Genomic DNA, 21,274 nt, shown 5'->3' on the forward strand with positions numbered 1-21,274 from the left:
TTCCTCGTTCCGCTGTCATTCCGGGTTCGCGCTGCGCTGCGCCCCGGAACGACAAAAGCCCGGGAGAAGGCCCGGGCTCGATGTCGTCAAAGCAGTCGCAGGAGAGCGCGCGCCTTACGCGCTCTTCTTCTGCCGCATCAGGTCCGCAAAACGCTGGAACAGATAGTGCGAGTCGCGCGGACCCGGTGAGGCCTCGGGGTGGTACTGCACCGAGAACACCGGCTTGCCGTCGAGCTGGATGCCGCAATTGGAGCCGTCGAACAGCGAGATGTGGGTCTGGGTCGCGCCCGTCGGCAGCGTGCTCTCGTCCACGGCAAAGCCGTGATTCATCGAGGTGATCTCGACCTTGCCGGTGGTCTCGTCCTTCACGGGATGATTGGCGCCGTGATGGCCCTGGTGCATCTTCTTGGTCTTGGCGCCGACCGCGAGGCCGAGCATCTGATGGCCGAGGCAAATTCCGAATGTCGGCGTGCCAGATTTGATCACGTCCTGAATCACGGGCACGGCATATTTGCCGGTCGCGGCCGGATCGCCGGGACCGTTCGACAGGAACACGCCGTCCGGCTTCATCGCCAGGATGTCCTCGGATGATGTCGTCGCCGGGACCACCGTCACCTTGCAGCCGACGCCGGCGAGCAGGCGCAGAATGTTGCGCTTGATGCCGTAGTCGATGGCGACGACGTTGAACTCAGGCTTGTCCTGACGGCCAAAGCCCTTCTCCCACAGCCACGGCGTCTCGTCCCAGGTGAAGCGCTGGCCGGAGGTGACCATCGGCACGAGGTCCATGCCTTCGAGGCCCGGCCATTCGCGCGCTTCTTCCTTCAGGCCGTGCAGGTCGAACTCGCCGTCCTTGGCGTGCGCGATCACGGCGTTGGGCATGCCCTTGTTGCGGATCAGCGCGGTCAGCGCGCGGGTGTCGATGCCGGAGAGGCCGATGATGCCGCGGGCCTTCAGCCACTGGTCGAGGTGCTTGGTGGCGCGGTAGTTCGAGGGATCGGTGATCGCGGTGCGCAGGATCACGCCGCGCGCGCCTGGTGTCGCGGCCATGTTCACCGTCTCGATGTCGTCGTCATTGGTGCCGACATTGCCGATATGCGGGAAGGTGAAGGTGATGAGCTGGCCGGCATAGGAGGGATCGGTGAGGATCTCCTCATAGCCGGTCATCGCGGTGTTGAAGCAGACCTCGCCGACGGCTTGGCCTTCGGCGCCGAGGCCAAAGCCTTCCAGCACCGTACCGTCGGCAAGCACCAACAGCGCGGTCGGTTTGTGGTCCGGCCAGGCGGGATCGTTGTCATGTTGTGTCATGAGCCCGGTTCATAGTCCCCGCGGGCGCCCGCGTCAAAGCGGAGATGTGGCGATTCACATGCGTTTTTGCATATTTGACAGGTCGCCTTGGGCCCCTAAGCTCCGCGGCATAATTTCCGGCAAATTCGGGGGCTTCGGAGGCAATAATGGACCAGACGACGCCGATTTTGCTGGTTCCGGGACTAGCCTCCTCGGCCCGGATCTATGCGCCGGTGATCCCGGCGCTGTGGCGGTTCGGCCCGGTGATGGTCGCCAACCATGTTCGCGACGACAACATGGCGGCGATCGCCCGGCGGGTGCTGAGCGAGGCGCCGCCGCGCTTCGCGCTCGCCGGCCATTCCATGGGCGGCTACATCGCGCTGGAGATCATGCGCCAGGCGCCCGAGCGGGTGACGAAGCTGGCGCTGATCAACACTCAGGCGCGGCCCGACACGGAGGAGGCGACCGCGCGCCGCCGCGGCCTGATGGAGCGGGCCCGGCGAGGCGAGCTGCGTGCCGCGCGCGAGGAGATGTTTCCCGAACTGGTACATCCGTCGCGCCGCGACGATTCCGGCATTCGCCAACTCGTCCACGAGCAGGGCGAGGACGTGGGCGTCGAAGGCTATCTGCGGCAGCAGACCGCGATCATCGCGCGGGTGGATTCACGGCCGACGCTTGCCACGATCAAATGCCCGACGCTGGTGCTGACGGGCGATGCGGACAACACGATTCCCAACGCCTTCTCGAAGGAGATGGCGGAGGGCATTGCCGGCGCAAGGCTCGTCGTTCTGGAGAATTGCGGACATCTGCCGCAGCCGGAGCAGCCTGCGGCGACGGTGCGGGCGCTGGTCGAATGGCTGGGAACCCCGGTTGTCTCGGGGCCGCGAACGGCCTAGATCAGGCGTCGGATATGCGAAGGGGTCACGATCATGCTGCGCGACGACATCAACAATGCGGTCAAGGAGGCCATGAAGGCCAAGGAAGAGCGCAAGCTGTCCACGCTGCGCATGGTCAACTCGACCATCAAGAACGCCGACATCGAGGCGCGCGGCAGCGGCAAGCCGCCGCTCTCGGACGCGGACCTGCTCGGCGTATTCCAGAAGATGATCAAGCAGCGCCAGGAGTCGGTCGAGCTCTACGAGAAGGGCGGCCGTGCCGAGCTCGCGGCGCAGGAGCGCGAGGAGATCGCGGTGATCTCGGCGTATCTGCCGAAGCAGATGTCGGACGACGACGTCAAGAAGGCGATCTCGGACGCGATCGCCGAGACCGGCGCCGCCGGCATGAAGGACATGGGCAAGGTGATCGCCGTGTTGAAGACGAAGTACGCCGGCCAGATGGATTTCGGCAAGGCCTCTGGTTTGGTGAAGGCTGCGCTGACGGGCTAGTTCTTGCCCTCTCCCCTTGTGGGAGAGGGTGGATCGCCGCGTAAGCGGCGAGACGGGTGAGGGGTCTCTCTCCGCGTGTACCATTCTCACGACATGAATTTGCCGATAGAAACCCCTCATCCGGCGCTTCGCGCCACCTTCTCCCACAAGGGGAGAAGGTGCACCTTTGATGCGGCGCCCGTTCGGTCTACTCTCTCCCGATAGACAAATCGGGAGCAACCGATGACTGCCATAGAACCGTTTCGCATTGCCATCAGCGACGACATTCTCACCGACCTCAAGTCGCGCCTCGCCCGGACACGCTGGCCGGAGGCGGAGCTCGTCTCCGACTGGAGCCAGGGTGCGCCGCTGAAATGGATCCAGGAGATCTGCACCTATTGGGCTGATGGTTACGACTGGCGTGCGCGCGAAGCAAAACTCAATCGCTTCGAACAGTTCACCACCGAGATCGACGGGCTCGACATCCACTTCCTGCATGTGCGCTCGAAGGAGCCGTCGGCGCTGCCGCTGATCATCACTCATGGCTGGCCCGGCTCGATCGTCGAATTCCAGAAGGTGATCGCGCCGCTGGTCGATCCTGCCGCGCATGGCGGCAATCCTGCCGATGCTTTCCACGTCGTCTGTCCATCGCTGCCGGGCTTTGGGTTCTCCGGCAAGCCGAACACCACCGGCTGGGGCGTCGATCGTATCGCCGCGACCTGGGCCAGGCTGATGGACCGGCTCGGCTACGCGCGTTATGGCGCGCAGGGCGGCGACTGGGGCTCGGCGGTGACGACCTCGCTTGGCATGCAGGACGCCGAGCATTGCGCCGGCATCCACGTCACGCTTGCCTTCAACGCCGCGCCGAAAGTCGAAGGCGAACCGACACCGGAAGAGAAGCGCGCGCTCGCCGGCCTCAAGCATTACGTCGACCTCGACTCCGGCTATTCGAAGCAGCAATCCACGCGGCCGCAGACACTCGGCTACGGTCTGACGGATTCGCCGAGCGGGCAGGCGGCCTGGATTCTGGAAAAATTCTGGGCCTGGACCGATTGCAACGGCCATCCCGAGAACATCTTCACCAAGGACGAGCTGCTCGACAACATCATGCTCTATTGGGCGACGGAGACCGCGACCTCGTCGGCGCGGCTCTATTGGGAAAGCTTCGGCAAGCGCCGGACCACGCCGGTCGTGAAGGTGCCGACGGGCGTGGCTGTCTTCCCCAAGGAGATCATCACGCCGGTGCGGCGCTGGATGGAGCCGAACTTCCACAACATCACGCATTGGAGCGAGATGGAGAAGGGCGGGCATTTCGCCGCATTCGAGCAGCCGGAGCTCTATGTCGGAGAGGTCCGCAAGTTCTTCGCGACGGTGCGGTAGGATCGATCCCATGCTCACCGAAGCCAGGACCTACGACGAACTCTACGGCAATTTCCGCTGGGAGATCCCGGCGCGCTTCAACCTGGCGGAGGCTTGCTGCGATCGCCACGCCGACGGCACCGGCCGGCTGGCGTTGGTCTATGTCGATGAAAGCGGCGCCATCACGCGCACATCCTTCGACGAGGTCGCGGAGATGTCGCGCCGCTTCGCCAATGTGCTGAAGGCAGATGGTCTTGCCCGCGGCGACCGCGTCGCGGTGTTCCTGTCGCAGTCGCTGGAGCTGCCGATCGCGCACATGGCGGCGTTCCGTTCGGCGATGATCTCCATTCCGCTGTTCGCATTGTTCGGCGAAGACGCACTGGAATTCCGCCTGTCGAACTCGCAAGCCAAGGCGATCGTCACCGACGCGGGGGGCTGGGAGAAGCTTTCGAAGATTCGCGACCGTCTGCCGGAGCTGAAGAATGTCTATATCGTTGGCGAACGAACGCCGGCGAGCACGACATCGTTCTGGAATTCGCTCAAGGCTGCATCGCCCGACTTCACGCTGGTAGACACGTCTGCGGACGATCCCGCGCTGATTATCTACACCTCGGGCACGACGGGCAATCCGAAGGGCGCGCTGCATGCGCATCGCGTCGTGCTCGGACATCTCCCCAATGTCGAGATGTGCCACAACTTCCTGCCGCGCCCCGGCGATCTGATGTGGACGCCGGCGGACTGGGCCTGGATCGGCGGCCTCATCAACGGCCTGTTCGCGTTCTGGTATCACGGCATTCCCCTGGTCGGCCACCGCGCGCGAAAGTTCGAGCCGCAAGCGGCGATGCAGATGATGGTCGATCTCGGCGTGCGCAATGTCTTTCTGCCGCCGACTGCGCTGAAGCTGATGCGGCGGGCTGGGGTGACGCATTCCGGCGTCAAGCTGCGCAGCATCTTTACCGGCGGCGAGTCCCTCGGGGGCGAGATGCTCGGCTGGGTACGCGAGACTTTCGGCATCGACGCGCATGAGGTGTTTGGCCAGACCGAATGCAATCTCGTGATCGGCAGCAACGCGAATCTGTTTCCGATCCGCCCCGGTTCGATGGGCAAGGCGACGCCGGGTTTCGATGTCCGCATCGTCAACGACAGAGGCGAGGAGCAGCCGAGGGGACAGCGCGGCATCATCGGCGTGCGCCAGCCCTGTCCTTGCACGATGCTCGAATACTGGCGCAATCCGGAGGCGACGGCGAAGAAATATGCCGGCGAGTTCCTGCTCACCGGCGATCTCGGCGTGCAGGACGAGGACGGTTACTTCTGGTACGTCAGCCGCGAGGACGACGTCATCACCACCGCCGGCTATCGCGTCGGCCCGTCCGAGATCGAGCACACGCTGATGAAGCACCCGGCGGTGGCGATGGCGGCGGTGGTCGGCATCCCCGATCCGATCCGCACCGAATCGATCAAGGCCTGGATCGTGCTGCGCCCGGGCTTCGCCGCCGGCGACGCACTCGCGCGCGAGATCCAGGAGTTCGTCAAGGTGCAGCTCGCCGCCCACGAATACCCGCGCTTCGTGGATTTCGCGGAGACACTGCCGATGACCGCCACCGGAAAGGTGCTGCGGCGCGAGCTGCGGGCGAGGGGTTAGCTTCCTGCAATGGCAAAGACGTCTCAAGCCGCGGGGCTTCACCGCGCGTCACTTGCGAAGCTGCACGATCTCGATGCGGCGCTGGAGCTCATGTATTACGGCTGGCGCGGGATGACACTCGAAGCCGACGCGTATCTCGCCAAGCAGGGACTGTCGCGGCCGCACCATCGCATCCTCTACGTGGTGGCGCGCCGGCCCGATATTGCGATCGGCTCGCTGATCGAGATCCTCGGCATTTCCAAGCAGGCCCTGAACCGGCCGCTCAATTTGTTGCTGGAGCGCAAGCTCGTGAACTCGAAACGCTCGCCCGAGCAGCATCGCTCGAAACTGCTGCGCCTGACTGCCGCGGGGCAGCGCATCGAGCAGCGTGCATCGGACCACGAGCGCAAGGTGCTGCGCGAGGCGTTCGATCGCATCGGAGCGACCGGTGCGGCTGCGTGGATGGGCGTCATGGAGGCGATCGCCGACACCAACTGACGATTCCTGACGTCAACATGGTTGACATGAGGACTGGGCTTTGCCACTTTCCTGGCCAACGAGCCGTGGGAGGGCTCCGCCATGCGTCTTTCGGATATCGTGCTGCTCCTCAACGCGCTCTGGTTCGGCGGCGCCTTCATCCAGTTCAGCATTGCGCAAGCCAACACGCTGAAAATTCTCGTACCGCGCGAGGAGCGCGCCAATCCGATCGCGCCGACATTGTCGGCCAGCGTGGCATTCCTCGGCGGCATCAATCTGCCGATCGGCCTTCTGTCGCTCTATCTTCTGGCAGCCCGACCGGTCTTCTTCCAGCCGGTCGAAGCGCAGCTGGTGCTGTTCCTGTTCTTTGCCGCCTGCCATTTCAGCCAGTTCGCCTACAACCTTCCGGTCCTGCTGCGAGGAGGACGCGTCGGAGTGGCTTACTGGCCCGTGTTGAAGGGCCCGATGCTCAGGATCTTCGTCATCGACGCGGCCTTGTTCGTGGCCAATCTGGGTGCGGCGCTTCTCCTCGCGTCGCGCTCCTGACTACCGCGACGGCGTCGACAGCGCGGACCGCAGCATCGCGGCGAGGTCTCGCCGCCGGAACGGCTTGGTCAGGATGCGGGCATCGCCGATTCCATCGGGCGCCTTGACCGGATTTTGGCTGTAGCCGGAGGTGAAGAGCACCTTGAGCCCGGGCCGCAACTGGATTGCTTGCCTGGCAAGCTCCGGCCCGAACATGCCGCCGGGCATCACGACGTCGGTGAACAGCAGGTCGATGTCGCCGGACTGGCGCAACACGTCGAGCGCCGCCGGGCCGCTTGCGGCCGTGATGACGCGATAGCCGAGCGTCTTCAGCTCGCTTTCGACATAAGTTCGAACCATGTCGTTGTCCTCGACGACGAGAATGGTCTCGCTTCCTTCGCGCGCGACGATCTCTTCGGCGGGTGACGGATGCTCGTTCGGCGTCGTTGCCAGGCGGGGAAAGAACAGCCTGACGGTGCTGCCTTGTCCCGGCGCGGACTGCATCTGCACCAGTCCGCCGGACTGTCGCACAAACCCGTAGACCATGCTCAGGCCGAGCCCGGTCCCCTTGCCGACCTCCTTCGTGGTGAAGAACGGCTCGAACGCCCGGCTCGCCACCTCGGCGGTCATGCCGCTGCCGGTGTCGGTCACGGCCACCATGACATAGTCGCCCGGTCGCGGCTCGCCGTTGACGTCAAGGTCGGATTCACCGAGCGAGGCGTTGCGCGCCTCGATGGTCAGCCTGCCGCCCAACGGCATGACATCGCGCGCGTTGAGCACGAGATTGAGCAGCGCAGTCGTCAGCTGGCCGGGATCGACGCTGGTCAACCCCACATCCGGTTCGAGCGCGAAGGTGCATTCGATGTGCTCGCCCAGGGGGCGGCGCAACAACTGCTCCATCTCCTGAATCTTCTCGCTGATGTCGATGTCTCGCGGCCTCAGGGGCTGCTTGCGCGCGAAGGCGAGCAGGCTCCGCGTCAGGTCGGAGCCGCGCTCGGCGGCTGTCGCGATGTCGCCGGCGATCCGGTGCAACTCCTTGTTCCCCGCCAGCCTGTCGGCAAGATGCTCCGAATTGCCGAGAATGACGGTGAGGAGGTTGTTGAAATCATGCGCCACGCCGCCGGTGAGCTGGCCCATGGCCTCCATCTTCTGGGATTGGCTGAGCTTCTGGTTGAGGTCCGCGATGGCCGCGCGTTGCTGCTCGAGCGACTCGGCGGTGCCGTTGAGCAGGGTCATCAATCCGCCCAGCTCGCCAAGCGGATGGGGAGGGGGAATTCGCGCGCTGAGATCTCCGAGCCCGAGTCTCTTCGCCATGTTGGCGAGCCGCCCGACCTGGCGGCCGACGCTCACTGTCGCGAGGATCCATACGCCGGCCAGCAGCAGCAGCAAGGCCACCGCGAGGATCGCCATGTCCTCGTAGAGCCGGCGATTCGCCGCCGCGACCAATCCGTCCTTGGAGCGTCCGACCAGGATGTAGAGGCCGGCATCACGGATCGAAGGCGAGTGGGCGACGGCCCAGACCTGCGTGCGGCCGTCGCGATCGGTCACTTCCTGAAATGCTTTTTGATCGGGAGCCGTCGCGAAGCGGAGCAGGTCGGATCCTGCAATCGACGCGCCCACGGGCGCGGACCAGCCGGCTGTCGAGGGGGCGACGAGAACGGTGCCCTTGGCGTCGATGAGCAGGATATCCTTCTCGGCGAGCAGCCGCTTGTGGTGATACTCGGCGAATTTGCGCAGGTTGAACGAGGCGAGCAGCACCAGCTTCAGCGCGCCCGCCTCCGATCGCACCGGATATGCGATCTGGAGCACCGATGTTCCGGTCAGCCGGCCGAATACCGGCTCAACCACGACGCTGCGCGAGACCAGGGCCTGCCTGAAATAGGCGCGATCCCTCAGATCGAGGGTGCGGTTGGTCCGCAGCGAGTCGCAGAACAGGCTGCCGTCCGGATCGATGGTCAGGATTCCCGTAAACTGAGGGTATTCCTCGCGCACATCCGACAGAAACGCCGAGCACGCCGCCTTGTCGCGCGTGTCGAGGTCGCGCGCACGGGCCAGACCGTAATGAAGCTGCGCGGTGCCTTGAATCTTCTCGCCCAGATCACTCGCAATGTCGTCGGCCGAGGCTGCCAGATTGGCTAGGGCGGCGTTGATTTCGCTGCTCCGGTTCTGCACGAAACGCAACCCGACGAGGCTCGCCGGCACCAGCATGGCCGCGATGACGAGTATCAGTAGCCGGGTACGCAAGCTCATCGGTGGGACGGTCCATCCTGGTCATCGCGCGTTCGTTCAAAGACCCAATTTGCGGCACCACCCTCCGCTCAGTCCATAGGCAAGGGGCCGAAAAAGTCCTCGACGGGGAAAGATTTCGGGCCGCGTGCACCACGGATGAGCCTCCTGAAGGGAGCGCCGCCGACGGCGCGGCGGTTTTCCCGGGTCTGCGCCGGCGGCTTCGGGATACCGTCGTCCGGCCGCCAACTCGCGTGCGTGCCGGCTGCGGGGACGCTAAGATCGATGTCAATCCGCGTGCGACGAAGATCGCGCTGTCCAACGAGGAGGAAGCTGATGTCTATTTCGGGCAAGGTCGATCCGGTGGTGCGTCCCGTCGCGGCGACCGATATCGCCGAGGCGCTGGTCGAGGGCCTGCGTGATTTCCAGGCGCTGCCGCTTTACGGCCTCTGCTTCGGCGGGCTCTACGCCGCCGGCGGCATCGCCATCATGCTGTGCTTCACCGCGTTCGGCATGGTCTATCTGGTCTATCCGCTCGCCGCCGGCTTCGCGCTGCTCGGGCCATTCGTGGCGATCGGTCTCTACGAAGTCAGCCGCCGTCGCGAGCGCGGCGACCCCGTCTCGCCCGGCGCGATCTGGTCGGCCGTGCGCGCGCGCAGCGAGATCGGCTGGATGGCCTTCGTCACGCTGTTCGTGTTCGTGGTCTGGATGTATCAGGTGCGGCTTCTGATTGCGCTGCTGCTCGGCCTGCATGCCTCGTTCTCGAGCCTGCAGGAATTCATGACGGTGGTGCTGACCACGAACGAGGGCCTGCTGTTCCTCGGCATCGGCAATGCGGTCGGCGCGGTGCTGTCGTTGATCCTGTTTTCGCTGACCGTGGTGTCGTTTCCGCTGCTGCTCGATCGTGAGGTCGATTTCGTCACGGCGATGGTGACGAGCGTGCGCGCGGTCGTGGCCAGCCCGCTGCCGATGATTGGCTGGGCCGCGGTGATCGTGATGGTCCTGATCGTCTCGGCGCTGCCGTATTTTCTGGGGCTGGTGGTGACGCTGCCCGTGCTCGGGCACGCGACCTGGCATCTTTATCGGCGGATCGTGGTGCCGGTGGCGTAACAGGCAGCCGGACGCAACGGCAGCGAGCTATTCGCCCGTTGCCAGCCGGCGCGCGCCGGATGAGGTCAGTTCGAGGGCGCCGAGGCGCCTGATCGCATAACCGAGGTTGGTCAGGCGCTCGCCGTGCGCTTGCGGAATTTCGCCTTGCGCCTTGCCCTTGGCGATCTCGGCCAAGGACGCAAATTCATTGGCGCTGAGCGCAACGCTGCTGTCTGCCATCAGGCAACCTCGTCGGTCCATACCTTGAAATTGACCAGCTTATTCGGACCGAAGGTCTGGGTGATCGGGACGTCCGCGGCATCGCGTCCTTGCGCGATCAGCACGCGGCCGATCCGGGGCGTGTTGTTGCGGGGATCGAACATGTGCCAGCTTCCGCCGAGATAAGCCTCGAACCAGCCGGCGAAATCTCCCACGGCCCAGGGCTTCGGCGTGCCGATGTCGCTCAGATAGCCGGTGCAGTAGCGCGCCGGGATGTTCATGCAGCGGCAGAACGCGATGGCAAGATGAGCATAGTCGCGGCACACCCCCTTGCCTTCGTCGTAGGCCTCCCGCGCCGTCTTGGTTGCGCGTGCGTGCTCATAGCCGAAAGCGATGTGACGATGAACGAAATCGCAGATGGCCTGGACCCGCGCCCAGCCCGGCTGAGTGTGCTCGAACAGTTTCCATGCGATATCCGACAGGCGGTCGGTTTCGCAGTAGCGACTGCCGAGCAGATAGACGAGCGTGTCGGTCGGCAGCGCCTCGACGGCGTGCTGAGCTGCGTTCGGAAACGCCGGGTCGGGCAGGCCGCTGTCGCTCACGACCCCATCGCCGGCAAGGCGAAAGGCGCCGGCCGGCGCCACGATCCGGCTGCACCAATTGCCGAAGAGGTCGCGATAGGGGGTGATCGGCACCGAGGGTCTCGTGGTCAGCAGGTCGGGCACGATGACGTCGGAGGCGCGGGTGAAGTGCGTGCCCAACACCATGATCATAGGCGTGGGCTGCGGGAATTCGTACAGCATCTCAAACCCGACGCGGAGCTTCATACGATTTTCCCTTGGCTAAGCTCGTAACATGGCTACGAAGCGGCCGATCACAAGGCTTTGACGGCCTATTCGGTCGCGCGGGGCATTTGGCGCCTCAAAAGCGCGACACGGGCGAGAAAACGATAGCTAATTGCTGCGATTGCGCGCACGGTGCGGGAATGTCGAAAGATCTGTCGTTTCTGCGCCTATGCAGCGCCACGACTATTCGCGCGACGTGAAGCGCCTCATTCCCTCGCACCGGCGGAGCCGACCCGTAGCGACGTCGTAACAGCGGTCGTCGCGCATATTGCCCGCTCCAGCGGGTGAGTTGGACGCGGCAGCCTCGTGCCGCAGACGCCTGAAGGTTTCACCGCGATCGATCATGAGATCGAACGCCAACCGAAAGCACCCGATGCAAACTCAACCGATGCAAGCTCTCTCGCCACGGCACGTCAAGACAGAAGAAGCGCTCCGGCTCGGCGTCGAGTCGGGCTGGTACGCGATCAAGGTCAGCGGGACCTTTGTCTCGGGCCCGCACGATTCGGAAGCGGATTGCAGTCGCAAGATCGACGAAATCAATCCGCCGGTGAAGAAGAAGCGATGACGGCGCGGAGTTCGCCCGCTACGGCGTCTTGATACCCATTGCCTTCAACGCTTCCAGCATCTGCGCCGGCGGCGCCATCTTGATCTGCGGCGCCTTGCCCGTTTCCAGCAGGCTCTTCAGCCCCGACAGGATTGCGGGCCAGCCGGTGCGGCCGCCGGACAGGATGTCGTCGCTGAGCGAACGATCGTGACGTTCGCTCATGGTGAGGCGGACGGCCTCGCCGGCTTGTTCGATCTCGTAAGTGACAAGCGTGGTGCCGAGCTTCGCGACGAGGTCGGGCCAGTTGACGTTCCACGTCACCGTCAGCTTGTTCGGCGGATCGTATTCGAACACATCGCCCGAGATGTGTTCCGATCCGTCAGGCGCGCGCACGACGAATTTGCCGCCGAGTCTTGGCTCCATCTCAACCGCAAAGCCGGAAAAATATTTGCGGCTGAACTCGGCGGAGGTCAGGGCCTCCCACACCTTGTCCGGCGTCGCGGCGATGTAAATCGTGTAGACGGTGAGCGGCTTGAACTGATCGAGGTTCATCTTGCATCGAATCCCTTGTTGAGGGCTGCGCGCGGAATGGCCAGCACTTTGCCGCTTTCCAGCAGGCTCTTGAGACCGGACAGGATCGCCGGCCAGCCGTTGGAAACGGCGCCGAGATATTTGCCGCCTTCGACGAAGCCGTCATGCAGCACGGTCAAACGCACGAGCGAGCCGAACGGTTCGATGGTGAACACGACGCGCGATATCGGTTCGCCGCGCAGCTCCTCGTATTTCTGGTGCTTGAAGCTGTAGGACAACCGCCGCGGCGGATCGGCTTCGAGGATCTCGCCGGAATCGGTAGTCTCGCCGTCCAGCAGCAGCGCGAAAGGGGAGCCGATTTTCCAGTCGGATCTGACCTCAGCGCCAAACCAGTATTGCTTGGTGAACTCGCTCGATGTCAGCGCCTCCCACAATCTCGTTGGCGTGGTCTCGATGTAGGTGACATAGACGAATTGCGGATTACTCATCACGCTTCTCCAACTGGCGTTTCAACTCGCCGAGTGCGGCGAGCTTGCCGCGCTCGAATTTCTTGATCCAGCGTTCGCCGATCTGATGGATCGGAACCGGATTGAGATAGTGCAGCTTCTCCCGGCCGTGCCTGATGGTCGTGACCAGATTGGCCTCTTCCAGAATCGCAAGGTGCTTGGTCACCGCCTGGCGCGTCATCGCGAGACCTTCGCAGAGCTCGTTCAGCGTCTGGCCGTTCCTGGCGTGAAGCCTGTCGAGCAGCGACCGTCGTGACGCATCGGCGAGCGCTTTGAAGACCTCATCCATGGCCGCGATAATATGCAACCGAATGGTTGCCTGTCAAGATGGTGATGTAGCGCGTGGTGCTCGTGTTCCTGGAGACGCGAGACGAAGACGTGGGTGACGGCGGCGCTGGACGGAAAATGAGTGCCATGCATTAATGCCCCAAACCGCTGTCAGCGAGTCCTCCCCATGATGTCTCTGCAAGCCTATCTCGCCTTCCTTGCCGCCTGCGTCGCGCTCGCGCTGCTGCCGGGGCCGATCGTCACCCTCGTCATCGCCAACGGGCTGCGCCACGGCACGCGTGCGGCGCTGACCAATGTGGCCGGTGCGCAGGCCGGCCTCGCCATCGTCATCGGCATCGTCGCGGTCGGCCTGACCTCGCTGATGGCGACCATGGGCTACTGGTTCGACTGGGTGCGCTTTGCCGGCGCCGCCTATCTGGTCTGGCTCGGCGTCAAGCTGATCTGGGCGCCGGTCGAGGGCGTCAATGTGGACCAGCCGCCGGCGCCGCCGCGCGGCGGATTCTTCCTGCAAGGTTTCCTGGTGCTGCTGTCGAACCCGAAAGTGCTGGTGTTCTTCGGCGCCTTCATCCCGCAGTTCATGGACATGAACCGCGACCACTTCCCGCAGGTCGCGCTGCTGGGGGCCACCTTCATGGTCACTGCGGTGATGACGGACGCGCTCTACGCCATCGCCGCGGGGCGGGCTCGAAAGTTCTTTTCGGCTCGCCGCACCCGCATGATGTCGCGCATCTCCGGCGGCTTCATGATCGGCGGCGGCATCTGGCTGGCGCTGACCAGGGCGAAATAGCCGCCATCGGGCTAGTCGACCAGCCTCTGCGCCCGCAGCTCCAGCTCGATCTCTGCAAAAATCCGCGCCAGCCGCTCGGCCCATTGTTGCTGGCCGGACTGGTCGGCGATCAGATCCTGGCGGATCTCGATGCCGGTGTTGACGAGACCACGGGCTTCGCCGTGCACGGGGATGGTGTAGTCGGTGAGGTCGTCCACCGCGTAGGGCTCGTTGTCGCCGACGACGAGATCGCCCTGGCCGCGCAGATGCTTGAGCAGCAGCTGCGGCAGCACGGTGTCCCGATTGTAGAGCGCGCCGATGTGCCAGGGACGCGCGACGCCGGCGTAAACGGGGGTGAAGCTGTGCAGCGACGCCAGCACCGTCGGCCGCTTGTCGTGCACGCGGCGGTCGATCGCGGCATCGATATGGCGGTGATAGGGCTCGAAAATCTCGTGTCTGCGCGCTTTGCGCTCCTGCTCCGAAATTCCCTCGTTGCGCGGGATCGCGGTTGCTTCGGAAATCACGGGGATCGAGCTCATTGCGGCGGGCGGGCGGTTGCAGTCGATCACCAGCCGCGAATAGCGCTGGGCGATCAGATGTGCGCCCAGCATCTCTGCCAGCCGGTCGGCGACCCCCGCGATGCCGATGTCCCAGGCGATATGCCGCGTTAGCTCGCCTCCCGCGACGCCGAGATCGCCCAGCGCAGCCGGCAGGACCCGTCCGTAGTGGTCCGAGGTGAGCAAAAAAGGCGACGTCCCTTGCGCATTCACCTCGTGCACCGGAAGGACGTCACCCTCGCCGAGGAGTTGATTGGTCGCCTCGATTGTGTCTAAAGCCATCCTGATTGCCTAATGAAACAGCAGTCACCCCGAAGAATCGGGCGGGATTGCTATAGATTGGTCCGCCCGACATCACCATGATTGCCTGACGATGCCGCTGCTGACGATTCATCACAAGACCGAATATCGCTACACCCGCCCCGTGGCGTTCGGCGAACACAGGATCATGCTGCGTCCGCGCGACGGGCATGATCTGCGCGTGCTCGACTCCAGGCTCGAGATCTCACCCGAGCCGATGTCGCTGCACTGGATCCACGACGTGTTCGGCAATTCCGTCGCGATCGCGAATTTCGACGAGCGCGCGGACGCGCTGGTCTTCGACTGGCACGTCACCGTCGAGCACAATCCGGTGGAGGAGTTCGCGCTGACGCCGGACGACTCGGCCTATTTCTATCCGTTCGCGTATGATGACGAGGAGTTTCCCGACCTCGTCCACTACATCACGCCGCAATATACCGATCCCGACGGCGAGATCGCGGAATGGGCGCGCGGCTTTCTCGACGAGGACGCGCCGACGCCGACCTTCAAGATCCTGAGCGGCATGACCCACGGCATCCGCGAGCGGTTCAAGTATCGCAAGCGCCACGAACTGGGCACGCAGCATCCGCTCGACACCTTGCAGTCCGGTAGCGGAACCTGCCGCGACTACGCGCTGTTCATGATCGAGGCGCTGCGCCATCTCGGCTTCGCCGCACGCTTCGTCTCCGGCTACATCTTCCTGCCGGAGGATATCGAGCAGCGCCATGTCGGCGGTGGTTCGACCCATGCCTGGGTGCAGGTCTACCTGCCGAGCGCGGGCTGGATCGAGTTCGATCCGACCAATGGCATCGTCGGCACCCGCGATCTCATCCGCGTCGCGGTCGCACGCGATCCGCGCCAGGCGATCCCGCTGCACGGCGTCTATATCGGCCCTGCGGGCGCGTTCGACGCCATGGACGTCACCATCAGGGTGGTGTCGGACGAGCAACGCAGCGGCGAGGAGCTGGAAGCGGAGGTTTCGTAGCCGCTCACCGTCGTCGTCCTGACGAAAGCCAGGACCACACTGGAATATGTGGCGCTGTCGCTCCGCATCATTCGCAGCTAAAGAGCCCCATGACCTCCAATCGTCTTTTCGTCTACGGCACGCTGATGCGCGGCTTCGATCATCCGATGGCGCGGCTGCTTGCGGGCCACGCGGACTTTCTGGGCGAAGCGACCTGCGGCGGCCGGCTCGTTCTGGTGAAGCACTATCCGGGGCTGCTGCTCTCCGATGTGCCGTCCGACCGCGTCCACGGCGAACTCTTTCACCTGCGCGTGCCCGACGAACTCTTGCGCGAGCTCGACATGTACGAGGCTTGCGGCGAGGGCTTTCCGGAGCCGACCGAATATCTGCGCAGACTGGTCGACGTGACAGACGCAGATGGCGTGACGGCACCGGCCTGGACTTACATCTACAACTGGCCCGTCACCGATCTGCCGCGCATCGAATCCGGCCGCTTCCTCGATCACTAGGCCGACAGCACTTCCTTCACCGCGCGCACGTCGACCTCGCGCTCGACATAGCTCCACTCCTCGGTCCGCCTGAGCATCGCCACCAGCTCCTCGAACAGCGAGGCGTGCGCGGGTGCGAATTCGAACCAGGTCAGGAAATCGAAGGGCCCGCCGAGGTCGCGGCAATGATAGAGCTGGCGTGCAATTGCGGGCAGGTAGCGCAGGCTGCTCGCGATGTGATGCGATTTGTCCTCGAAGATCCTGCGGCGCTCTTCCTGGGTCAGATCCCACCAGGCCTGCGACTTGCGGATCGGGATCAGCGCCGCGCTGGTTGCTTCCAGCCGGCCGAGGCCGGCCTGCACGGCAATCAGCTGCTGCTTCTCGGCGCGCTCGGTGTAGCGCAAGCTGCTTGCGGCGCCGACCAGCCGCCAGGCATTGCGCGAGGGCACGAGCGGCAGCGCGATGGCCTCGCTGTCGGTGACCGACAGCGCCGGCATGAACGCGAGGGGCTCGCCCGTCACCGGGGAAATCGAGGTGATGCGCCAACCCCCGCTCTGGCCGCCTCGGAAGGTCCTGAACATCGCCCATGGAAGCGTGGAACCGGGGCGGGTTCAAGGCCTCTGTCGAATCTTCGACCTGTGAATAGCCGGGAGAAGCCCCAAGTGCTTCGTATTTCCCGGGGCCATCCTTATATGCCTATTCGTTGGCAAAACGCCCGACTCACCCCAGAAATCAATCTGATGCGCTTCACGCCCCAATTCCTCGACGAGCTGCGTGCCCGGCTTTCGGTCTCCGAAGTCGTGGGCAAGCGCGTCAAGCTGAAGAAGGCGGGGCGGGAGTGGAAGGGGCTGTCGCCGTTCCAGCAGGAGAAGTCGCCGTCGTTTTTCGTCAACGACCAGAAGGGTTTTTACCACGACTTCTCCTCCGGCAAGCACGGCGACATCATCAGCTTCGTGATGGAGACCGACGGCCTGCCGTTCGCGGAGGCCGTGGAGCGGCTCGCCAATATGGCGGGCCTGCCGCTGCCGGCGGTGACGCCGGATGCGGCGCGTCAGGAGCAGCGGCGCCGCTCGCTGCATGACGTTATGGATCTCGCGGCGAAGTTCTTCGCCGAGACGCTGGCCTCGCGCGTCGGCGCCAAGGCGCGCGGCTATCTCGCCGATCGTGCGATCTCGCCTGCGACGCAATTGCAGTTTCGGCTCGGCTATGCGCCGTCCGATCGGTTCGCGCTGAAGGAGCATCTCGGCAAGCTCGGCGTCTCCGTCGACGACATGGTCGAGACCGGCATGCTGGTGGCCGGCAACGACATCCCGGTGCCCTACGATCGCTTCCGCGATCGCGTGATGTTTCCGATCACGGATCTGCGCGGCCGCGTCATCGCCTTCGGCGGGCGCGCGCTGGAGAAGGACGTTCCGGCCAAGTACCTGAATTCGCCGGAGACGCCGCTCTTCCACAAGGGCGACAATCTCTACAACCACCAGACGGCGCGCAAAGCCACCCATGACGGCAGCGCGCTTATCGTGGTCGAAGGCTATGTCGACGTCATCGCCATGGTCACAGCGGGCTTTGCCGGCAGCGTGGCGCCGCTCGGCACCGCGCTCACCGAAAACCAGCTCGCGCTGCTCTGGAAGATGGCGGACGAGCCGATCCTCTGCTTCGACGGCGACCGCGCCGGCCAGAAGGCGGCTTATCGTGCCGCGGACCTCGCCTTGCCTTTCCTGGCGCCGGGCAAGAGTCTTCGTTTTGCGCTGCTGCCGGAGGGGCAGGACCCCGACGATCTCGTGCGCTCCGGCGGTCGCGGCGCGATCGAGGAGGTGATCGCGGCGGCGCGTCCGCTCGCCGAGATGATCTGGTCGCGCGAGCTCGAAGGCGGCAATTTCGCCACGCCCGAGCGCCGTGCCGCGCTGGAGGCGCGCATCAAGGAGCTCTCCAACGGCATCCGCGACGAGGTGGTGCGGCGCTATTATCGGCAGGATCTTGCCGAGCGACTTCAGCGCGCCTTTGCCCCCGAAGGCGGGCGCGGCGGCTTTGGCGGCCGTGGCAATTTCCGCCCCGGCCCGGGTCGCCAGTTCCAGCCCCGTGGTGGGGGCGGCGCGAATCGATTCGGCGGCCAGGGATTTGGTGGAGGCCGCCGCGGCCCGCCCGGTCCGATCCAGCTGCCCTCCGGACCCTACCAGGCGGCGAGCGCGCAGCTTGCGGCAAGCCCGATCATGCGCGGCCAGCGCAGCGCGATTTCCCGCCGCGAGGCCCTGATCCTGCAAATCCTGATCAACCATCCCTGGCTGCTGCACGACCATCTCGAGGAAGTCGCGGCCCTGGAGCTCGCCCATCCCGAGGTTCACAAGCTCCGGGCCGGCATCATCGCCGCCTTCGCCAACGACCATCACCATTCGCCGGACCCCGGCGAGCTCGCCGAGAAGATGCGCAGCGACCTTGAGAAGGGTGGATTTTCGCAAGCGCTTCAACGGGTTGAGGGCGGCATCACGACCGCGGCGGTGTGGGGCGCCCGCGAGGGCGCCGCACGGGACGACGTTCTCTCCACCTGGCATCAGCTGGTCGCCTTGCATCGGCAGTACCATTCACTACTTAGAGAGCTGAAAGACGCCGAGATGGCCTTGGGGGAGGATCCCAGCGAGGCCAACATGGCGTGGCTGCGCGACGTCAAGGCTCGGATAGGCGAAGTCGACGGCACCGAGGCCCTGATCGAGGGTTTTGGCGAGCTGTCGGGCCGGTTCCAGAAGAGCGTGTGATGAAAGAATCATGCGGACGGCCGGGACCGGAACCGCTAAAAGACTCGCCAAATCCGAGGTTTGGCGGCAAAAACAGGGTTAATCGAGGCTTAACGGTCTTGTAGCACTTTGGCCACCAGGCGGCCGCAGGCAGAACAGACGCGTCAGGAATGAATCCGCGCAATTGCTGTTGGCACTACACCTGCATCCGCTGCGACAAAGAGGCTCTACGAAGCGTTAGGCAAATCCGGCGAGTGAAAGGTCGGGGGTGGCGACAAGAGGTCCGCGCCGCCCTTTCCGTGTCGAGATCTGACGAAGCGAGAGCATCGAGCAACAGGTTCAAGTGATTTCACGCGGGCGCGGCGAACGTCTGTGTGAAACGCGTTTAGGAGCAATGGATGGCCACCAAGGCAAAGACGCTGCAGGCGAAGGACAAGGAAAAAGACGACAAGGCAGCGGACGCGCCGGAGAAGGACTCCCAGGACGCGCCCTCGCCGTTGCTCGATCTGTCCGACGCGGCCGTGAAGAAGATGATCAAGCAGGCCAAGAAGCGCGGCTTCGTGACCTTCGATCAGCTCAACGAAGTTTTGCCGTCCGACCAGACCTCTCCCGAGCAGATCGAGGACATCATGTCCATGCTCTCGGACATGGGCATCAACGTCACCGAAGCCGACGATAGCGAAGGCGAAGAGGACAAGGACGAGAGCGGCGAGGACGAGACCGACAACGAGCTCGTCGAAGTCACCCAGAAGGCCGTCACCGAGGTCAAGAAAAGCGAGCCGGGCGAGCGCACCGACGATCCCGTGCGCATGTATCTGCGCGAGATGGGCACCGTCGAGCTGCTGTCGCGCGAAGGCGAAATCGCGATCGCGAAGCGCATCGAGGCCGGCCGCGAGGCGATGATCGCAGGGCTGTGCGAAAGCCCGCTGACCTTCCAGGCCATCATCATCTGGCGCGACGAGCTCAACGAAGGAAAGATCTTCCTTCGCGACATCATCGATCTCGAAGCCACCTATGCCGGGCCCGACGCCAAGGCCGGCATGAACAATGCCATGATCGCGGGTCCCAACGGCGAGACCGGTGAAGCGCCGGCCGAAGGCGGCCAGGCCACCGGTGCCGCGCCCGCGCATGTCGCCCCGCCGGCCGCACCGCCGTCGCCGACCCCGTTCCGCGCCGCGCCTGCGCCCGGCAATGCCGGCGAGGCCGCGAAGGATCCCGCGGAGTCCGCCGCCGAAGCCGACATGGACGAGGACGACGAGTTCGAGAACCAGATGTCGCTTGCGGCGATCGAGGCCGAGCTCAAGCCGAAGGTCGTCGAGATCTTCGACAAGATCGCCGACAGCTACAAGAAGCTGCGCAAGCTGCAAGAGCAGGACATCCAGAACCAGCTCGAGAGCACCTCGCACGGCCCCTCGCTCTCACCGCACCAGGAGCGCAAATACCGCAAGCTCAAGGACGAGATCATCGTCGAGGTGAAGTCGCTGCGCCTCAACCAGGCGCGTATCGACTCACTCGTCGAGCAGCTCTACGACATCAACAAGCGCCTCGTCTCGCATGAGGGCCGCCTGATGCGCCTTGCCGACAGCCACGGCGTCGCGCGCGAGGACTTCCTGCGCAACTACACCGGCTCGGAGCTCGATCCGCGCTGGCTCAACCGTGTCTCGAAGCTGTCGGCCAAGGGCTGGAAGAACTTCGTCCACCACGAGAAGGACCGCATCAAGGACCTCCGCCACGAGGTGCATCAGTTAGCTGCGCTGACCGGCCTGGAGATCATCGAGTTCCGCAAGATCGTGCACTCGGTGCAGAAGGGCGAGCGCGAAGCCCGCCAGGCCAAGAAGGAGATGGTGGAAGCCAACCTCCGTCTCGTGATCTCGATCGCCAAGAAATACACCAACCGCGGCCTGCAGTTCCTCGACCTGATCCAGGAAGGCAACATCGGCCTGATGAAGGCGGTCGACAAGTTCGAGTACCGCCGCGGCTACAAGTTCTCGACCTACGCGACGTGGTGGATCCGGCAGGCGATCACCCGATCGATCGCCGACCAGGCGCGCACCATCCGCATCCCCGTGCACATGATCGAGACGATCAACAAGATCGTGCGCACCTCGCGGCAGATGCTCAACGAGATCGGCCGCGAGCCGACTCCTGAGGAATTGGCCGAGAAGCTCGGCATGCCGCTGGAGAAAGTGCGAAAAGTCCTCAAGATCGCCAAGGAGCCGCTGTCGCTGGAAACGCCCGTCGGTGACGAAGAGGATTCACACCTCGGCGATTTCATCGAGGACAAGAACGCGATCCTGCCGATCGACGCCGCGATCCAGTCCAACCTGCGCGAAACCACCACGCGCGTGCTCGCCTCGCTCACCCCGCGCGAAGAGCGCGTCCTGCGCATGCGCTTCGGCATCGGCATGAACACCGACCACACGCTGGAAGAAGTCGGCCAGCAGTTTTCGGTGACGAGAGAGCGTATTCGTCAGATCGAGGCGAAGGCGCTAAGGAAGCTGAAGCATCCGAGCAGGTCGCGGAAGCTGCGGAGCTTCTTGGACAATTGAGCCTCACTGGATAATGTGCAGAAGTCGAAAAGGACGAGCTTTG

At 64.4% G+C, this 21,274-nt stretch carries 22 protein-coding genes; 13 read left to right on the forward strand and 9 right to left on the reverse strand.

What is annotated here, in order from left to right:
* Positions 1–114: 114 nt before the first annotated feature.
* Positions 115–1,305 carry a glutamine-hydrolyzing carbamoyl-phosphate synthase small subunit gene (gene carA, locus AC0L2J_RS10665; protein WP_473389197.1) on the reverse strand — a complete coding sequence of 397 codons (1,191 nt, stop codon included), beginning with the start codon at positions 1,303–1,305 and terminating at the stop codon, positions 115–117.
* Positions 1,306–1,451: 146 nt separating this feature from the next.
* Between carA and AC0L2J_RS10670 the strand changes: the two genes are divergently transcribed.
* The 6 genes from AC0L2J_RS10670 (at position 1,452) to AC0L2J_RS10695 (ending at position 6,651) form a co-directional block, all read left to right on the forward strand.
* On the forward strand, positions 1,452–2,180 hold the full coding sequence (locus AC0L2J_RS10670) for an alpha/beta fold hydrolase (RefSeq protein ID WP_063993883.1): 729 nt from the start codon (positions 1,452–1,454) through the stop codon (positions 2,178–2,180).
* Positions 2,181–2,213: 33 nt separating this feature from the next.
* Positions 2,214–2,669 (forward strand): GatB/YqeY domain-containing protein, encoded by a 456-nt coding sequence (locus AC0L2J_RS10675; protein ID WP_007614677.1) that lies wholly within the window; start codon positions 2,214–2,216, stop codon positions 2,667–2,669.
* Between the two features lie 222 nt (positions 2,670–2,891).
* Positions 2,892–4,028 (forward strand): epoxide hydrolase family protein, encoded by a 1,137-nt coding sequence (locus AC0L2J_RS10680; RefSeq protein WP_473389200.1) that lies wholly within the window; start codon positions 2,892–2,894, stop codon positions 4,026–4,028.
* Positions 4,029–4,038: 10 nt separating this feature from the next.
* Positions 4,039–5,649, forward strand: a complete 1,611-nt coding sequence (locus AC0L2J_RS10685) for an acyl-CoA synthetase (RefSeq protein ID WP_473389204.1) — start codon at positions 4,039–4,041, stop codon at positions 5,647–5,649.
* A 9-nt stretch (positions 5,650–5,658) separates the two neighbouring features.
* Complete coding sequence (locus tag AC0L2J_RS10690; protein ID WP_007614671.1) at positions 5,659–6,126, forward strand: MarR family winged helix-turn-helix transcriptional regulator; 468 nt, start codon at positions 5,659–5,661, stop codon at positions 6,124–6,126.
* Between the two features lie 81 nt (positions 6,127–6,207).
* Entirely contained in the window at positions 6,208–6,651 is a 444-nt protein-coding gene (locus AC0L2J_RS10695; protein WP_007614669.1) for a hypothetical protein, read from the forward strand.
* Here AC0L2J_RS10695 and AC0L2J_RS10700 read toward each other — a convergent pair whose 3' ends face one another.
* On the reverse strand, positions 6,652–8,880 hold the full coding sequence (locus AC0L2J_RS10700) for an ATP-binding protein (RefSeq protein WP_473389208.1): 2,229 nt from the start codon (positions 8,878–8,880) through the stop codon (positions 6,652–6,654).
* A 312-nt stretch (positions 8,881–9,192) separates the two neighbouring features.
* Between AC0L2J_RS10700 and AC0L2J_RS10705 the strand changes: the two genes are divergently transcribed.
* Entirely contained in the window at positions 9,193–9,966 is a 774-nt protein-coding gene (locus tag AC0L2J_RS10705; protein WP_473389212.1) for a DUF2189 domain-containing protein, read from the forward strand.
* Between the two features lie 27 nt (positions 9,967–9,993).
* Here AC0L2J_RS10705 and AC0L2J_RS10710 read toward each other — a convergent pair whose 3' ends face one another.
* A complete protein-coding gene (locus tag AC0L2J_RS10710) occupies positions 9,994–10,185 on the reverse strand; it encodes a hypothetical protein (protein WP_473389216.1) in 192 nt (63 codons plus the stop codon).
* Positions 10,185–10,991, reverse strand: coding sequence for a transglutaminase-like domain-containing protein (locus AC0L2J_RS10715; protein ID WP_473389220.1), 807 nt, complete (start codon positions 10,989–10,991; stop codon positions 10,185–10,187). The genes AC0L2J_RS10710 and AC0L2J_RS10715 overlap by 1 nt, the downstream gene beginning before the upstream one ends.
* A 361-nt stretch (positions 10,992–11,352) precedes the next feature.
* Here AC0L2J_RS10715 and AC0L2J_RS10720 point away from each other — a divergent pair, with 361 nt between their 5' ends.
* A complete protein-coding gene (locus AC0L2J_RS10720; RefSeq protein WP_473389222.1) occupies positions 11,353–11,574 on the forward strand; it encodes a hypothetical protein in 222 nt (73 codons plus the stop codon).
* Between the two features lie 18 nt (positions 11,575–11,592).
* Here AC0L2J_RS10720 and AC0L2J_RS10725 read toward each other — a convergent pair whose 3' ends face one another.
* The 3 genes from AC0L2J_RS10725 to AC0L2J_RS10735 are packed head-to-tail and all read right to left on the reverse strand — an operon-like array spanning position 11,593 to position 12,879.
* Complete coding sequence (locus AC0L2J_RS10725; RefSeq protein WP_473389224.1) at positions 11,593–12,105, reverse strand: SRPBCC family protein; 513 nt, start codon at positions 12,103–12,105, stop codon at positions 11,593–11,595.
* Entirely contained in the window at positions 12,102–12,572 is a 471-nt protein-coding gene (locus AC0L2J_RS10730; protein ID WP_473247134.1) for an SRPBCC family protein, read from the reverse strand. Before AC0L2J_RS10730 ends, AC0L2J_RS10725 begins: the two co-directional genes overlap by 4 nt.
* Positions 12,565–12,879, reverse strand: coding sequence for an ArsR/SmtB family transcription factor (locus AC0L2J_RS10735; protein WP_007614659.1), 315 nt, complete (start codon positions 12,877–12,879; stop codon positions 12,565–12,567). The genes AC0L2J_RS10730 and AC0L2J_RS10735 overlap by 8 nt, the downstream gene beginning before the upstream one ends.
* A 165-nt stretch (positions 12,880–13,044) precedes the next feature.
* Here AC0L2J_RS10735 and AC0L2J_RS10740 point away from each other — a divergent pair, with 165 nt between their 5' ends.
* Entirely contained in the window at positions 13,045–13,665 is a 621-nt protein-coding gene (locus AC0L2J_RS10740) for a LysE family translocator (protein WP_007614658.1), read from the forward strand.
* Between the two features lie 11 nt (positions 13,666–13,676).
* Here the strand turns inward: AC0L2J_RS10740 and AC0L2J_RS10745 are convergent, their stop codons facing one another.
* Complete coding sequence (locus AC0L2J_RS10745) at positions 13,677–14,483, reverse strand: N-formylglutamate amidohydrolase (protein ID WP_473389226.1); 807 nt, start codon at positions 14,481–14,483, stop codon at positions 13,677–13,679.
* Positions 14,484–14,574: 91 nt separating this feature from the next.
* On the opposite strand from AC0L2J_RS10745, the gene AC0L2J_RS10750 reads away from it, so the two are divergent.
* Together AC0L2J_RS10750 and AC0L2J_RS10755 are read left to right on the forward strand one after the other, a co-directional pair.
* A complete protein-coding gene (locus AC0L2J_RS10750) occupies positions 14,575–15,486 on the forward strand; it encodes a transglutaminase family protein (RefSeq protein ID WP_063993870.1) in 912 nt (303 codons plus the stop codon).
* 89 nt (positions 15,487–15,575) lie between these two features.
* Positions 15,576–15,974 (forward strand): gamma-glutamylcyclotransferase family protein, encoded by a 399-nt coding sequence (locus AC0L2J_RS10755; RefSeq protein WP_473389228.1) that lies wholly within the window; start codon positions 15,576–15,578, stop codon positions 15,972–15,974.
* Here AC0L2J_RS10755 and AC0L2J_RS10760 read toward each other — a convergent pair.
* A complete protein-coding gene (locus tag AC0L2J_RS10760) occupies positions 15,971–16,534 on the reverse strand; it encodes a chlorite dismutase family protein (protein ID WP_473389230.1) in 564 nt (187 codons plus the stop codon). The genes AC0L2J_RS10755 and AC0L2J_RS10760 overlap by 4 nt on opposite strands.
* Positions 16,535–16,693: 159 nt before the next feature.
* Between AC0L2J_RS10760 and dnaG the strand changes: the two genes are divergently transcribed.
* Positions 16,694–18,703, forward strand: coding sequence for a DNA primase (dnaG, locus tag AC0L2J_RS10765; protein WP_473389232.1), 2,010 nt, complete (start codon positions 16,694–16,696; stop codon positions 18,701–18,703).
* 377 nt (positions 18,704–19,080) lie between these two features.
* Positions 19,081–21,231: an RNA polymerase sigma factor RpoD gene (gene rpoD / locus AC0L2J_RS10770; RefSeq protein WP_473389234.1), complete on the forward strand. Its 2,151-nt coding sequence runs from the start codon at positions 19,081–19,083 to the stop codon at positions 21,229–21,231.
* Positions 21,232–21,274 lie beyond the last annotated feature (43 nt).

Source organism: Bradyrhizobium sp. MV1.5 (assembly GCF_055807615.1).

What these genes read in the sequence shown, in the direction of transcription:
- carA (WP_473389197.1), bottom strand. Translation starts at nt 1,305, where the DNA reads ATGACACAACATGACAACGATCCCGCCTGGCCGGACCACAAACCGACC.
- AC0L2J_RS10670 (WP_063993883.1), top strand. Translation starts at nt 1,452, where the DNA reads ATGGACCAGACGACGCCGATTTTGCTGGTTCCGGGACTAGCCTCCTCG.
- AC0L2J_RS10675 (WP_007614677.1), top strand. Translation starts at nt 2,214, where the DNA reads ATGCTGCGCGACGACATCAACAATGCGGTCAAGGAGGCCATGAAGGCC.
- AC0L2J_RS10680 (WP_473389200.1), top strand. Translation starts at nt 2,892, where the DNA reads ATGACTGCCATAGAACCGTTTCGCATTGCCATCAGCGACGACATTCTC.
- AC0L2J_RS10685 (WP_473389204.1), top strand. Translation starts at nt 4,039, where the DNA reads ATGCTCACCGAAGCCAGGACCTACGACGAACTCTACGGCAATTTCCGC.
- AC0L2J_RS10690 (WP_007614671.1), top strand. Translation starts at nt 5,659, where the DNA reads ATGGCAAAGACGTCTCAAGCCGCGGGGCTTCACCGCGCGTCACTTGCG.
- AC0L2J_RS10695 (WP_007614669.1), top strand. Translation starts at nt 6,208, where the DNA reads ATGCGTCTTTCGGATATCGTGCTGCTCCTCAACGCGCTCTGGTTCGGC.
- AC0L2J_RS10700 (WP_473389208.1), bottom strand. Translation starts at nt 8,880, where the DNA reads ATGAGCTTGCGTACCCGGCTACTGATACTCGTCATCGCGGCCATGCTG.
- AC0L2J_RS10705 (WP_473389212.1), top strand. Translation starts at nt 9,193, where the DNA reads ATGTCTATTTCGGGCAAGGTCGATCCGGTGGTGCGTCCCGTCGCGGCG.
- AC0L2J_RS10710 (WP_473389216.1), bottom strand. Translation starts at nt 10,185, where the DNA reads ATGGCAGACAGCAGCGTTGCGCTCAGCGCCAATGAATTTGCGTCCTTG.
- AC0L2J_RS10715 (WP_473389220.1), bottom strand. Translation starts at nt 10,991, where the DNA reads ATGAAGCTCCGCGTCGGGTTTGAGATGCTGTACGAATTCCCGCAGCCC.
- AC0L2J_RS10720 (WP_473389222.1), top strand. Translation starts at nt 11,353, where the DNA reads ATGAGATCGAACGCCAACCGAAAGCACCCGATGCAAACTCAACCGATG.
- AC0L2J_RS10725 (WP_473389224.1), bottom strand. Translation starts at nt 12,105, where the DNA reads ATGAACCTCGATCAGTTCAAGCCGCTCACCGTCTACACGATTTACATC.
- AC0L2J_RS10730 (WP_473247134.1), bottom strand. Translation starts at nt 12,572, where the DNA reads ATGAGTAATCCGCAATTCGTCTATGTCACCTACATCGAGACCACGCCA.
- AC0L2J_RS10735 (WP_007614659.1), bottom strand. Translation starts at nt 12,879, where the DNA reads ATGGATGAGGTCTTCAAAGCGCTCGCCGATGCGTCACGACGGTCGCTG.
- AC0L2J_RS10740 (WP_007614658.1), top strand. Translation starts at nt 13,045, where the DNA reads ATGATGTCTCTGCAAGCCTATCTCGCCTTCCTTGCCGCCTGCGTCGCG.
- AC0L2J_RS10745 (WP_473389226.1), bottom strand. Translation starts at nt 14,483, where the DNA reads ATGGCTTTAGACACAATCGAGGCGACCAATCAACTCCTCGGCGAGGGT.
- AC0L2J_RS10750 (WP_063993870.1), top strand. Translation starts at nt 14,575, where the DNA reads ATGCCGCTGCTGACGATTCATCACAAGACCGAATATCGCTACACCCGC.
- AC0L2J_RS10755 (WP_473389228.1), top strand. Translation starts at nt 15,576, where the DNA reads ATGACCTCCAATCGTCTTTTCGTCTACGGCACGCTGATGCGCGGCTTC.
- AC0L2J_RS10760 (WP_473389230.1), bottom strand. Translation starts at nt 16,534, where the DNA reads ATGTTCAGGACCTTCCGAGGCGGCCAGAGCGGGGGTTGGCGCATCACC.
- dnaG (WP_473389232.1), top strand. Translation starts at nt 16,694, where the DNA reads ATGCGCTTCACGCCCCAATTCCTCGACGAGCTGCGTGCCCGGCTTTCG.
- rpoD (WP_473389234.1), top strand. Translation starts at nt 19,081, where the DNA reads ATGGCCACCAAGGCAAAGACGCTGCAGGCGAAGGACAAGGAAAAAGAC.